This window comes from Staphylococcus sp. M0911 (assembly GCF_003491325.1).
GTDB lineage: Bacteria > Bacillota > Bacilli > Staphylococcales > Staphylococcaceae > Staphylococcus > Staphylococcus warneri_A.
The window spans coordinates 1,659,960-1,673,590 of the sequence record NZ_CP022881.1; the positions used below are offsets into that span (position 1 = coordinate 1,659,960).

Here is a 13,631-nt window from a genome sequence, read left to right on the forward strand (position 1 = left end):
ATAAGCTTGTGAACTATAAACACATACTAATATCAAAATTTTTTAATTATTTTCTTTTGAATCTTTATTAATTTTATTTAACACACTCTGAAGTTCTTCTTTAGCATCTGTTTCTTTCTGTGATGTTTGCGATACACTTTGTTCAGATTCTGATTGTGCACCTGTACTATTTTTATATGGAATAAATGATGCACCTACTGAGAGATCAATGTATCCATCTGTTTTTAAGTCGCCAGAATCACTTCGAGATAATGATTCTGACATTTGAGGATAATACTTCATTTTATCCGCAATAGTCGTAATGTCACCAATCACTTGAATGTTATCTTTAGTGAAAATTTTAATTCTGTTTTGTTTATTCTTATCTGGCGCATAGCTTATTTCTGCAATTAAATTTCTTGCCTTAGGTGACATTTCAGATAGTGCTTGTATCATTTTTTCTTTTTTGCCTTCTTTAAATCCATCGATAATTGGTACATCATGTGAAATATCGCCTTTATAATCTTTTAATTCTTTGCCATCTTCTAACACAGGTACATAGTTATCTTTAGATTTTTCCAAGCCAACAACCTGATATTCAGTTACGTTTACATTTAATGTATTAGGTATTACTTTTGTTATTTTAACATCTTTAATTAATTCTTTTTCCTTCAAATTGTTCCGAGCTTTACTTTTACTAAATGTATACATACGTGAGCTTGGCTTTACATCTAATGCCTTATTTATCTGACTTTTACTCACATTATGATTACCTTCAATTTTCACATTAGAAATTTTACTTAATGGTGTAAACATATAAAGTAAAAATATCACGATTAATAACACCAATACTGTTATGACTGTATATTGAATTCTTTTTTGTCGTTGTCGACGTTGTGCTCTTTTTTCTTCTAATGTAGGTGAATTAAATTGTGTCACCTTACTATCGTAATCCTGTTGTTTGCGATCGGTTTTAGCTTCCTTATCAGATGACTTTGGCTTTCCTGTTAACTTTTGAAACCAATTCTCTTTAGATTTTTTATCTTTATTTTTATGTTTTTTAGTAGCTGTTTTGGTCTTAGTTGCAGTACTGTTTATATCATTTGACGATTCATTCTTCTCTATGTCACGTTCAGTTTCATGATAATCATCTGAATATGACTGTTCCAACTCTTGAGTGGTGTGCATAGATTCCGCATCAGGTTGATTTTGGCCATAATGTTCATACTGATGAGTATTATGATCTTCATATTGCCTAGAATCCATTTCATTGTTGTTCCTATTTTTTCTCTCTTTGTCATTGTCATCAAAACTCGATGAAAATGATTGCTCATCGTCAACTTTATCTTTAAACTTCTTCCTTTTTCTAGTTCTAAAGTCGTTACTTCTACGGAACATACTTAAATCATCATTTTGATTATTTTCGTGATTCGTTTGCTTGTTATGGTTGTTTTTATTTGTTTTACCGTCCATATGATTTCACGCCCTTTTAGTATGATGGCAAGTGTGCACGGAAACTTTCTATGAATTTCTCACCACGTTCTTCGAATGTGTTGTATTGATCCCAACTTGCACATGCAGGAGATAATAATACAACATCGTTAGGCTCAATGACATCTTGGATTTTATCTACAGCATCTTGTACATCTGTAGCCTTAATGACATATTTACCTTGGCTATTACCTAACTTGGCAAATTTTTCTTGTGTCTCACCAAATACAACCATCACTCTGACATTTTTCATATATGGGATTAATTCATCAAATTCATTACCTCTATCTAATCCACCACATAACCAAATAATAGGTTGATTAAATGAATTAAGTGCGAATTGAGTAGCTAACGTATTTGTAGCTTTAGAGTCATTGTAGTATTTATTTGTTCTATTAGTACCAATATACTGTAGTCTATGTTCAATACCTGAGAAGGTAGTTAAACTATCTGCAATCGCTTTGATCGGTACACCAGCTAGGATTGCAGCTAACACTGCAGCTAAAATATTTTCTAAATTGTGTTCTCCTGGTAAAACTAAATCTTCTACACTTATAATGCGTACGCCTTTATATTCTATAAAGCCATCTTTAATATAAATGCCATCAACTTCTTGTTGTGTTGAGAAATACAATGTTTTAGCTTTTAAATTTTCTGATTCGATAAGATGACGCTGATGATAATTACAAATTAAATAATCATCTTCTGTTTGATTTTTGTATATTTGCTTTTTAGCATTTTGATAATTTTCAAGTGACTCATGATAATCTAGATGCGCAGAATAAATGTTAGTGATAATTGCGATATGAGGCTTATATTGTTCTATACCGAGTAATTGGAATGAAGATAATTCAGTAATTAAATACTCTTTAGAACTTACTTCTTGTGCTACTTTCGAAGCAACATAGCCAATATTGCCTGACAATCTACCAGTAAGTCTACTGTTTTTAAACATGTCTCCTATAAGTGAAGTTACTGTTGTTTTACCGTTAGTTCCTGTAACTGCAATAATAGGTGCTTCTGAAATAAGATAACTCAATTCCACTTCAGTTAGTACTTTTAATCCTCTTTTCACTGCTTCATCAATGATAGATACAGTATATGGAATACCTGGGTTTTTAATAATAATGGGATTATTATCTAGTAATGACGTAGGATGTGAACCACTTACAACTTTTATACCCATCGCTTCTAGATCTTTAGCATGTGCATCTTGAGATAAGTCTTTACCATCATTAACTGTTACCTTCGCACCCAATTTACTCAATAATTTTGCTGCTTCATAACCGCTTTTTGCTAAGCCTACGACTAATACTTCTTTATTTTCTAATCCTGTGTAATTTAGCATCTTAGTGCACTCCAATCCATAAGCCAATTAGACCTGTAATTAAACCGACTGACCAAAATACAGTTACAACTTTCCATTCATTCCAACCACATAATTCGAAATGGTGATGAATAGGACTCATTTTGAAAATACGTTTTTTAGTTAATTTATAAGATGCAACTTGTAGCATAACTGATAGTGTTTCTACTACAAATACGAAACCAATAAATACAAGTGATAATTCTTGATTTAACATGATTGAAATGGTAGCAAAAATACCACCAAGTGCTAAACTACCAGTATCTCCCATAAATACTTTAGCTGGATTTAAGTTATATGGTAAAAATCCTAATAAAGCAAATACCATGATAATACAGAAGATACCAATAGCAGGTGCATCTAATACAAAACTCATGATAGCGTACATCGCAAAGCCAATAATTGATAGACCGGTTGCCAAACCATCAAGTCCATCTGTTAAATTTACTGCGTTTGAAAATCCAACTTGCCAAAAGATGATAAAGATGACATAGGCAAATGAAAGTGGGATGCCAGCGTCAGTAAATGGAATATGTAATGTTGTTGAGAAGTTAACTAAATTAAACACGTTACTTAGCACGAAAAATATAACTGCAATAAGTATTTGAGCTAGGAATTTTTGTTTACTTGTTAAACCTTGATTGTTCTTTTTAACAACAATGATGTAATCATCGATAAAACCAATCAATCCAAATCCTAATGTCACAAATAATAATAAAATAATTGGATTCGAGTGATCCACAAAAATAATGGCAACTACTGAAGTAATAATAATACTAATTAAGAATGTTAAGCCACCCATAGTCGGTGTGCCCGTTTTCTTCATGTGGCTTTGTGGTCCTTCTTCTCGAATACTTTGTCCAAATTTCATTCTTTTTAACGTTGGAATAAGTATGGGTACAAGTACAAAAGTTATTAGAAGCGATAACATCGCATATACAAAAATCATAATGATCTCCTTTTCTTTTATCCGTCAATTTACATATTTTATTATATGTATCTTTAATCTATAACCTTTAATATTTTATCAGTTTTGGTTCAATTTTTATATGTTAAATCACAACATATTAAGAAAGAGAGCGGGATAAAATCAATCCCAATCTCTTCCTCACATGCTTAATATCTATGTTGTCTTAACTAGAGCTTGAATCTTTCTTCTTAGATTTATCTTTCTTATCACTAGACTTATCTAATGATTGTTTACTACTTTCATCTGTTGTACCGTCAGTCGACTCAGCAGAAAGCGTCACTTCTATGTTGTCAGATTTTTTAAGCTTTTGACCTTGCGTCACTGATTGTTTTGAAACAAATCCGCTTCCAGTTGTTTTAACTTTGATGTTTGTTAACTCTTGGAAAGCTAAGATATCTTCTTTAGTCCAACCTTTCATGTCTGGCATAGTCAAATCTCCATCTGTTACTAACAATACTTTACTATTTGGTAAAGTTTTTGTATCTGCATCTACTGATTGAGATTTAACTTTTTTACCACTGCCAATGACAACTGGTTTAAGAGACTTAGCATTCAAACTATCCTTGGCTTTGTCGATGGATTGCCCTTCTACATTCGGTACTTTACTAAATTCATTTTTAGAAGCATCGTCTTTAGATTTACCGACATTTAAGTATTTCAATGTGTTTTCCATAATAGGTTTAAATGCTTTACTTACACCCATTTCATAGGCTTCTTGGTCATTTTTCTGAGCTAAACTCATCCCTGCATAAACAATGACTTTAGGGTTTTTCTTAGGTGCATCCCCGATAAAGCTAACAAAGTATGGGTTCTCACCTTTAACGTAACCGCCACCTTCTGAATCTGCTACTTGGGCAGTACCTGTTTTACCTTCGATATCATAACCATCTACACGATAGTTTTTAGCGTGACTATCTTCACTATTCACTACCTTGTCTAGTTCGGTTTCAACTTTGCTAGCAGTGTCTTTAGTGATTGGTTTACCAGCATAAGTTTTTTCGCCTTTATAGAAGTTCTTTTTCGAAATCGGGTTATCAATACTACTTACGAACCACGGTTTCAACATGTTTCCATTATTGAAAAAGGCTGATTGTGCTTGAATCATTTGCACTGGTGTCACTGTCGTTGATTGACCAAATGCAGATGTTTTTTGTTGTAATGCATTTTCCCAAGCGATGTGTCCGGTAGCTTCTCCATCAAACATACCATTGGTAGATTTACCAAAACCGAAACGTTCATACCAAGATTTCATTTTATCTGTACCTACTTCATCTTGTAGGTGCATCATTAATGTATTAGAAGAATATGTGAATCCTAGTGTTTCAGAGATTTTGCCCCATCCTGTTTTATTCCAGTCTGAGATACGTGAACCCATAATATCTCTATGTCCAGATTCATATTTTTCGTTTGGTTTAAACTTACCTTCTTGTATAGCTGCTGCTAATCCATAAGATTTGAATGTCGAACCTGGTTCGTATGTGTTTTGATACAAGTCATTAGCCCATTTTTTCCCAAAATCTTTACCAGTTTCTGGGTTAAATGTAGGTCTCTGACTAAATGCTAATATTTCACCTGTTTTCGCATCCATAACAACTGCAAAGACATCTTTAGGATTGTAATGTTCAACCATTCCGTCTAATGCTTCTTCTACAAAGACTTGAATATTTGAATCTATAGTTAAATGAACATCATCACCACGTTTAGGTTGTTTCTCCGATTTTGTATTCGGAGCAATATATCCCCAAATATCGTATATATATTTAAGTGAACCTTTAGTACCATTTAGGTAACTATTGAATATTTTTTCAACACCCATAGCTCCATTTAATTCACCAGTATCTGGGTCCTTTTGTGCCATACCTATTAAATGAGACGCAAAGTTACCATTAGGATAGAATCTTTCTGTCTCAGGATATAAGGTGATACCTGGTAAATTTTTCTTTTCTAATTTTTCTTTATCCTGATATGTTAAATCAGTACCTTTTTGTCCAAATTCAACTTGGAAGGCCTTTTTTTGATTTAATCTTTTTTCAATTTCTTCGGGCTTCATATCTATTATTTTTGATAATTCTTTGGCTGTTTTCTTTTTATCTACTACATGTCGTGGTTTCTTACTGTTTTCACTTGCCTTTTTATCGACAACAGCAACAACTTTATACCTCTCAACATCTTCGGCTAAGACTTTACCGTTTCTATCATAGATTTTACCGCGTTCTGGTTGTTCTTGGTTATTGACTAAATACTTTTGGTTAGCTTTCATAATTAAATCTTGTCCATTCGAGTGTCCAGTAATCATTATGTATGAAAACCTTAAAACCAATATAAAAAAGAGCAGTCCGAATAAACCAACTAGCAGGACTGCCCCTATTTTATTTTTTTTAATTTTAATTTTTCGTTTCGCCATTATTACGCACTACCTTTACATTATCGTTCTCGAGGCTCATACCTTGCTTCTTAGCCTTGTCGTAAATGCGTTCGTATGAAGAATTTTTCTTAATTTCAGATTTTAAGGCGCTGTTTTCGCTAGATTGTTGTTCGATTTTATGATCTAAATCTGCAATTTTTCCTCGCGTATCATACGCATCCATTTTTAAAGATAGCATATATATACTAATCATAGCAATAACAGAGACTAGTGTTATGTATAAAATCTTCTCAAATTTCGTAAGTTGAACGACAACTTTACGTTTAACGGTTTGCTTTTGTGGAGAGGTTTGCGGTTGTCTTTTTGGAACACTGGTTTGTGTTGCATTATCATATGGTTGATAAACTTTTTCTACAGCCATGTTGAATTACTCCTTATTTTAATATTTCTGCAATACGTAGTTTCGCACTTCGCGCTCGGTTATTGTCGTCTAAATCTTCGTCTGTTGCTGTGATCGGTTTTCGGTTAACGCGTTTTAATTTTGGCGTATACGCTTCTGGAATCACTGGTAACCCTCTTGGTACATCGGGTCCCTTTTCATACTCTTGAAACATCTGCTTACATAATCTATCCTCTAATGAATGGAATGTAATGACAGATATACGTCCGTTAACTTTCACTAACTCAATTGCTTGTTCAATTGAATCTTCAAATGCAGACAATTCGTCATTAACTGCAATTCGAATTGCTTGGAACACTCTTTTAGCAGGGTGTCCACCCTTTCTTCTCGCTTTAGCAGGGATACCTTCTTTAATAACTTCTACTAATTCTAATGTTGTTTCTATAGGTTGTTTTTCCCTATTCGCTTCGATTCTTCTTGCGATTTGTTTTGAGAACTTTTCTTCACCATAACGATAGAAAATTTTTACCAATGCTTCATATGGCCATTCATTTACTACTTCATAAGCGGACAATGATTGTGTTTGATCCATACGCATGTCTAATTTAGCATCGTGATGATAACTAAAGCCTCTTTCTGGTACATCTAATTGAGGGCTTGAAACACCCAAGTCATAGTAAATACCATCAACTTTTTCAATGTTTAATTCATTTAATATTTGTGTCAATTCTCTAAAATTACTGTGTATAAAAGTGACTTTATGTAAGTGTTCTTTTAGAACATCTTTAGCATTTTCTATTGCAGTTAAGTCTTGATCAATTGCAATAAGTCTACCTTCATCACTTAATTGATTTAATAAATATAAGGCATGTCCTGCTCCACCTAACGTACAGTCAACATACACACCATCTTCCTTTATATTTAGATAATCAATGGTTTCGTTTAACATTACGCTTATATGATGAAACACTGTCATACCTCCAATTTAAAAATCAAAATCTATTAAATCTTCAGCAATATCTTCGAAACTATCTTCTGATTCTTCATAGAAATCATTCCAAGTTTCTCTATCCCAAATCTCTATACGATTTGAAACACCTATTACTGTACATTCCTTATTTAAGTTAGCGTACTTCCTTAAATTCTGAGGAATATTAATACGCCCTTGCTTATCCAACTCTACTTCAACAGCACCAGAGAAGAACATACGCATAAATTTACGTGCGTCTTTTTTTGTCATAGGTAAGGTTTTCATCTTCTCTTCAATCTGTTGCCATTCTTCTAAAGTATAGCCGAATAAACACTTATCAAGGCCTCGGGTGATAATAAAACGTTCATTTAAGTCATAACGAAACTTGGACGGTATAATCATACGTCCTTTTGTATCTAATTGATGATCGTATTCTCCCATGAACATTTTTTCTCACCTCACCTTATCTATAATTTACCACATCTCCCCACTATCCTCCACTAATTATGTAAAAATAGTTCAAAATATTTGATTTTATAAAAAAATGCCCGCCTTATCTTTTAGATAAAGCGGGCTTAATCCCTGTTATATCAGTCTTTTATAATTATATGATCAAAAGTGTAAGAAAGTGGTGGATAGGTGGAGGGGTTGAACACATCTTTCCCAAAATCATTCATAATTTGAAGTGGATTCCATATTCTTTCTTGTAATACTCCCATTACATGGAGATGATTGTTAATTTCTCTAAAATGTCTCATGCTAATATCATTTTCACGTTCAATATTTAACAAGTAACGTTTTTTCAAGTAATCATATTGTCTTTGATGAATCTCATTATTTTTAGTTACTAGATTTTCGTTATCCGTGTTCCCTTTCACTTCATTAAATAAGGATTGATATAGTTGCTCCTGTTGTTGTTTCATATGTTCAATTTCATTTAAGAATGTCTCGGAGGCTTGTTCACGAATAAACTTCTGTTTATCTTCTTCAATTCCATTTGCAATAACATGCTCCAACTGAAGATGATATTGACTCAATAATTTCTGTGTTCGATGATATAAATACGTTATTCTCATTCTAGGTAATACAATGGGCATTTCTATATTTAAGAGCTGGAATACATCATGTAATTCTGCCCAATATTTAATTTCACTAGGACCACCAATAAACGCCACTGTATTGAATAACCACTCTTCCATTATTGGTCGCGTTACTACATTATTTGAAAACCTTTCAGGCTCCTGTTCTAAAATATCCAACAATTGTTGCTGACTATATGTGCGTGTCGATTTACTTAGATGAAATACACCATCTTGATATGTTAATAATTGGCGCATACCATCTTCATGCAAAAACAAATGAACATTTGTATCAGTTTGTATCATTTGTGAGAAACCATTGTCTAAAGTCTGTTGTTGATTATTTCTAAATGCTTCATCAATTTCTTGATGCTTCAAAATCATTTCTTTTAATAGTGGTTTTTCTAATTGTCTTAATGCGTGATTTTGTGCATCGATGAATAGCACACCATAGTCCTTAAAGATTTCATGTAAAAGTACTTTAAACATGTTTGTCCAATTATGATGATTTTCAATGATATTCATGCACATTTGATATATATCTTTACTATGTTCTGTCTCTTTTAACTGTTTAAAATAATCGTTTAATACTTCTATCATTTGCGATTGGTCTAGATCAAACCGTGAAACGTTACTTTCCGGTGGTGTCATTGTGTGGTATTTAACTTTGTGCAATTGTGCATCTTGTGAGTTAAATGCATAAGTGTGATTTACTTCATCAAAATCATGATCTTCTCCAGCAATCCAGAAAATAGGGACCACCGTTTGTTGATATTCTTTCGTTAATTGTTGACTCAATGTAATGAGTGAAAATATTTTATGAATCGTATATAAAGGACCACCAAATAAACCAGCTTGTTGTCCCCCAATAACAACTTTAGCTCCATTAGCTAATGATGTCATATGCGCTTCTTGTTGATCTGTCATTGTTAAATCTTTCATATATGATTGAATCACTTCAGCAAGCTTTTTTTCCCTGCCATTTGGAGATGCACCCATTTTTATTTTGTAACTATCTTTTGACATCGCATCATATTGGTAAAATGGCATGAGCTTGTCATCACTATTTATTATCTTGGAAATAAACTGATCATCATTGTTTAATTTTACTATTTTACAGTCCATTGTTTTTCTCCTTAAGTATCACTATTCCTAATATAGTATAAAGACTATACTCACTTCTGACAATTTTACGGCTTATAAAATATTTGAATAACTTAAATTCCATTCAATACCAATGTATGATATTTAACATTTCATTATTGATATAAAGTATAAATCGATGAAAAAACATATAGTTTAAGGTATAATATAAGAAAGATATAAAGGGGGACAAAATGATGAGTGACGTAAAAAGATTAGAAATTAATTACAAAACAGATGAGTTATTTGAAGACTTCAGAGAATTTGGTAATAAAGATCTTTATATGGTTGAAGAATTTAATGGGCAAATGATTGATGCAAGTTCTGACTCGCCATTTTATGGCATATTTGTAGGTGATAAATTAGCTGCAAGAATGGCCTTATTAAATAAAGGTGAAGTAGAAGAATCATACTTCCCTGATTGTGATGATTATCTATTATTATGGAAATTAGAAGTATTAGAAAAATATCAAAACAGAGGTTATTCTAAACAATTAATCGATTTTGCGAAATCATTTAATCTTCCTATTAAAGCCATTGCAAGAAATAACTCAAAATCATATTTTGAAAACCAAGGCTTCACAGACGTTAAGGCAAAGAACCCAGAAGGCCATGATGTTTTAATTTGGCAGCCGTAAAGATACAAATAAATATAAATAAATATATTGATCCTAAGCGAAAAGCACGAAGTTGATTTTAAATTGAGTAAATTCATCTTCGTGCTTTTATTATTACACTTATTTCCTGTTATTTTAACCTATTCAACAATATGAATTAATTCCTTAAGTGATTTAATTTCATAATCAGGTTGAATTGATGTTTGATTTTCTTTACCTCTCAAGTTAAACCAACATGTTGCAATTCGTGCATTATAGCCGCCTAAAATATCTGATGTTAATGAATCTCCTACTATTATTGCGCTTTCTCTCTGTTGTTCACCTATTTCTTTAAATATGTAATCAAAGAATTCTGGCATTGGCTTTTGAAAACCAGTTTGTTCTGAAATGTATATACCATTTAATGTTTCGTTAAATGTTGTTTGTGCTATACGACGTTGTTGAGTTTCTATCACACCATTCGTAACGATATATATATATTGTGATTTTCCCTTAAATAATCTATTGTTTCTAAAGTATCATCAAAGAAACTTGGTTTCGCTTTAGCTAATTCATCTCTAAATATATGATCAGCTTGTTTACCATCTACCTCTATTTGATAATCTTTAAAATAATTTACAAACCTTTGTGTTAATACTTCTTCTTTAGTTAACTTATTTTCTTGAAATGCCTCCCAGTGAGATTGGTTTACCTCTCTAAAGTGATAAAAATCATCTTTTGTTGGATTGTGATTAAAATGCTTTGCCATATTGTAAAATGCTTTCTCTTCTGCATCATAAAAATCAACTATCGTATCGTCAAAGTCTAATAATATTGTTTTGTAAGTCATTGAAATCTCCCTTGTTCCATATAGTCTCTATTTACAATAACAAACTTTACATCACATTGCTTATTTAACGTAAAAAAGACCAGAGCGCTTGCCCTGGTCAATGATAGTTAAATGAATTAAAATCCAAATAATTTACTTAATACACCTACACCGTTTTCTACGATGCTTACGATGCTTGTTCCTAATTTCGCGCCGTCATGTCCTTGTGCCGCTTGTACTGTGTTTGCGATTGCTTCCGCTAATTTTGTCATAATATATAATCTCCTTTATTGTTTATGATTTTGTAGTTTTAGATTTTCGACTTAGAATCCGAATAATTTACCTAATACACCTACACCGTTTTCTACGATGCTTACGATGCTTGTTCCTAATTTCGCGCCGTCATGTCCTTGTGCTGCTTTCACTGTGTTTGCGATTGCTTCTGCTAATTTTGTCATAGTATATAATCTCCTTTATTGTTTATGATTTTTTTAGTTTTTTAGTTTCGACTTAGAATCCGAATAATTTACCTAATACACTTACACCGTTTTCTACGATGCTTACAATGCTTGTTCCTAATTTCGCGCCGTCATGTCCTTGTGCTGCTTGTACTGTGTTTGCGATTGCTTCTGCTAATTTTGTCATAATTCAAAACTCCCTTTATTTAGATATTTTTATAATTAAAATCCGAATAATTTACTTAACACACCTACACCGTTTTCTACGATGCCTACGATGCTCGTTCCTAATTTCGCGCCGTCGTTATTAACGCCAGCTTCAACAGTATCTTTAATTGCTTTGATTAAACCTTCCACAATAAACACTCCTTAATATTTATAGTTCAAAAGTTACTTTCAAAAACTGTTGTTATTGATGTCGTGTTGTTTATCTATCGTTTTGTTATCTATACTATATAACTTGTACGCAATTATTTGAAGATTTATTCTTAATTAGACAATTAGAGCTCAAAACTGTTAAATCGCTTACAAAATCAAACAGTTAGGCACACTAAACTGAATTGTATTCAATTTAATTGGCCTTGAACCTTAACCCTAATGAAGTTTGAGTTGATTTTCTGTTTAATAACACTACTATAGTGAAAAATATAAACATTTTTTATGACATAACTATTGCTAATTAATGATTATTTAGCTATAATAATTCTTGTGTTAAAAAATGTCCTGGTAGCTCAGCTGGATAGAGCAATGGCCTTCTAAGCCATCGGTCGGGGGTTCGAATCCCTCCCAGGACGCTAATAAGAGTTGTAATCTATTACGATTACAACTCTTTTTTTATATGCAAACAAATTAACAGTTAGGCAATATTGAATGCCTAACTGTTTTCTAATTTAAATTCAATTGTATCTATCACTTTATCTTCACGATTTCTAAAATTCAAAGTACATTTTAATGTCGTATCATCAATGAGAAGTTCCGCATAGGTTTCTTCGACATTACTTCTTGATTGTGAAATACTTCCCGGATTAATAACATGCACGTTTGCAATATTTTCATATTTAGCGACATGTGTATGTCCATAAAATGCTAATTGCGCACCAACTGTCTTAGCTTTTTCAGCTAATTTCATTCTTGTTTGGTTGACCCCGTACAAATGGCCATGTGTATAAAATGCATGAACATCATGATGTGTAATAAATTGCTCCTCTGGAAATTCTGGATAAAAATCACAATTTCCTTTAACTCGATGATATAAGCTCAATTCTGTATCATCATATTGAAATTCAGAATCACCAAGATGAAGGAATACATCTGCATCTTGATGTTGATCATACACTTGGTACAGGATACCTGTTTCATTATGATTATCACTCACTATAATCCATTTACTCATTATTCTCACCTGCTAAAAATTGTTGTAACTGTTTTATAGCATGACCTCGATGGCTAATTTTAGCTTTTTCAGAATCTGATAATTGTGCCATCGTTTTATTTAAAGAAGGTACATAAAAAATGGGATCATATCCAAATCCATTATCTCCGATTGGTTCTGTAGTTATTTCGCCTGTTACTGTCCCTTTAAATTGGGTCGTCTCACCATTAGGTGCACTCATACTAATCACACACACAAATTGTGCATTTCTATCAGAGATATTTTCCATATTTTTTAATAATTTATTAATATTGTCTTGGTCATTTTTATCTAATCCTGCATATCTTGCAGAATAGACACCTGGTTCACCATTTAATGCTTGGACTTCTAAACCACTATCATCAGCAATGACTTGTTTATTTAAAGCTTTAGCCGCTGCAACAGATTTTAATTTAGCATTTTCTTCAAATGTCGTTCCTGTCTCTTCTACATCAAAATCTTTAATCAATTCACTAATACCTATGACATTATGGTTAGGAAATATAGCTTTAAAATCATTGATCTTACCTTTATTATTAGATGCTATTACAATATCTTCCATTAACAATTCCTC

15 protein-coding genes, 1 tRNA gene and 1 pseudogene are annotated in these 13,631 nt (G+C 32.4%); 2 read left to right on the forward strand and 15 right to left on the reverse strand.

Annotated features, from left to right (window positions below):
* Window positions 1-42: 42 nt before the first annotated feature.
* The 8 genes from ssp1_RS07985 to bshC form a co-directional block, all read right to left on the reverse strand.
* On the reverse strand, window positions 43-1,452 hold the full coding sequence (locus ssp1_RS07985) for a cell division protein FtsQ/DivIB (RefSeq protein ID WP_075777729.1): 1,410 nt from the start codon (window positions 1,450-1,452) through the stop codon (window positions 43-45).
* 16 nt (window positions 1,453-1,468) lie between these two features.
* Window positions 1,469-2,818: a UDP-N-acetylmuramoyl-L-alanine--D-glutamate ligase gene (murD, locus tag ssp1_RS07990; RefSeq protein WP_002450628.1), complete on the reverse strand. Its 1,350-nt coding sequence runs from the start codon at window positions 2,816-2,818 to the stop codon at window positions 1,469-1,471.
* A gap of 1 nt (window position 2,819) precedes the next feature.
* The gene (gene mraY / locus ssp1_RS07995; protein ID WP_002450629.1) at window positions 2,820-3,785 is read right to left on the reverse strand and encodes a phospho-N-acetylmuramoyl-pentapeptide-transferase; all 966 of its coding nucleotides are present in this window, start codon (window positions 3,783-3,785) and stop codon (window positions 2,820-2,822) included.
* A gap of 184 nt (window positions 3,786-3,969) precedes the next feature.
* Complete coding sequence (locus ssp1_RS08000; RefSeq protein ID WP_118828181.1) at window positions 3,970-6,210, reverse strand: penicillin-binding protein; 2,241 nt, start codon at window positions 6,208-6,210, stop codon at window positions 3,970-3,972.
* Window positions 6,191-6,592, reverse strand: a complete 402-nt coding sequence (gene ftsL / locus ssp1_RS08005; protein ID WP_002450631.1) for a cell division protein FtsL — start codon at window positions 6,590-6,592, stop codon at window positions 6,191-6,193. Before ftsL ends, ssp1_RS08000 begins: the two co-directional genes overlap by 20 nt.
* Before the next feature lie 13 nt (window positions 6,593-6,605).
* Window positions 6,606-7,541 (reverse strand): 16S rRNA (cytosine(1402)-N(4))-methyltransferase RsmH, encoded by a 936-nt coding sequence (rsmH, locus tag ssp1_RS08010; RefSeq protein ID WP_002450632.1) that lies wholly within the window; start codon window positions 7,539-7,541, stop codon window positions 6,606-6,608.
* 15 nt (window positions 7,542-7,556) lie between these two features.
* Window positions 7,557-7,988 (reverse strand): division/cell wall cluster transcriptional repressor MraZ, encoded by a 432-nt coding sequence (mraZ, locus tag ssp1_RS08015; protein ID WP_002450633.1) that lies wholly within the window; start codon window positions 7,986-7,988, stop codon window positions 7,557-7,559.
* Window positions 7,989-8,131: 143 nt separating this feature from the next.
* Window positions 8,132-9,745 carry a bacillithiol biosynthesis cysteine-adding enzyme BshC gene (gene bshC / locus ssp1_RS08020; protein ID WP_118828182.1) on the reverse strand — a complete coding sequence of 538 codons (1,614 nt, stop codon included), beginning with the start codon at window positions 9,743-9,745 and terminating at the stop codon, window positions 8,132-8,134.
* A gap of 215 nt (window positions 9,746-9,960) precedes the next feature.
* Between bshC and ssp1_RS08025 the strand changes: the two genes are divergently transcribed.
* Entirely contained in the window at window positions 9,961-10,401 is a 441-nt protein-coding gene (locus ssp1_RS08025; RefSeq protein ID WP_049425610.1) for an N-acetyltransferase, read from the forward strand.
* A 119-nt stretch (window positions 10,402-10,520) separates the two neighbouring features.
* Here ssp1_RS08025 and ssp1_RS08030 read toward each other — a convergent pair.
* The 5 genes and pseudogenes from ssp1_RS08030 to ssp1_RS08050 all read right to left on the reverse strand — a co-directional run bounded on the left by ssp1_RS08030 (window position 10,521) and on the right by ssp1_RS08050 (window position 12,003).
* Window positions 10,521-11,209 (reverse strand): annotated as a pseudogene (locus tag ssp1_RS08030) (YjjG family noncanonical pyrimidine nucleotidase).
* A 116-nt stretch (window positions 11,210-11,325) separates the two neighbouring features.
* Window positions 11,326-11,460: a beta-class phenol-soluble modulin gene (locus ssp1_RS08035; RefSeq protein ID WP_002466004.1), complete on the reverse strand. Its 135-nt coding sequence runs from the start codon at window positions 11,458-11,460 to the stop codon at window positions 11,326-11,328.
* A gap of 51 nt (window positions 11,461-11,511) precedes the next feature.
* Complete coding sequence (locus ssp1_RS08040; RefSeq protein WP_107536087.1) at window positions 11,512-11,646, reverse strand: beta-class phenol-soluble modulin; 135 nt, start codon at window positions 11,644-11,646, stop codon at window positions 11,512-11,514.
* Between the two features lie 52 nt (window positions 11,647-11,698).
* Window positions 11,699-11,833, reverse strand: a complete 135-nt coding sequence (locus ssp1_RS08045; RefSeq protein WP_002450638.1) for a beta-class phenol-soluble modulin — start codon at window positions 11,831-11,833, stop codon at window positions 11,699-11,701.
* A gap of 35 nt (window positions 11,834-11,868) precedes the next feature.
* Window positions 11,869-12,003 (reverse strand): beta-class phenol-soluble modulin, encoded by a 135-nt coding sequence (locus ssp1_RS08050; RefSeq protein ID WP_002450639.1) that lies wholly within the window; start codon window positions 12,001-12,003, stop codon window positions 11,869-11,871.
* A 363-nt stretch (window positions 12,004-12,366) separates the two neighbouring features.
* Here ssp1_RS08050 and ssp1_RS08055 point away from each other — a divergent pair.
* Window positions 12,367-12,440: transfer RNA gene (locus ssp1_RS08055), tRNA-Arg, on the forward strand.
* 80 nt (window positions 12,441-12,520) lie between these two features.
* Here the strand turns inward: ssp1_RS08055 and ssp1_RS08060 are convergent.
* Entirely contained in the window at window positions 12,521-13,039 is a 519-nt protein-coding gene (locus tag ssp1_RS08060) for a YfcE family phosphodiesterase (protein ID WP_049423865.1), read from the reverse strand.
* Window positions 13,032-13,619: an XTP/dITP diphosphatase gene (locus tag ssp1_RS08065; protein ID WP_002450641.1), complete on the reverse strand. Its 588-nt coding sequence runs from the start codon at window positions 13,617-13,619 to the stop codon at window positions 13,032-13,034. The genes ssp1_RS08060 and ssp1_RS08065 overlap by 8 nt, the downstream gene beginning before the upstream one ends.
* Between the last annotated feature and the right edge of the window lie 12 nt (window positions 13,620-13,631).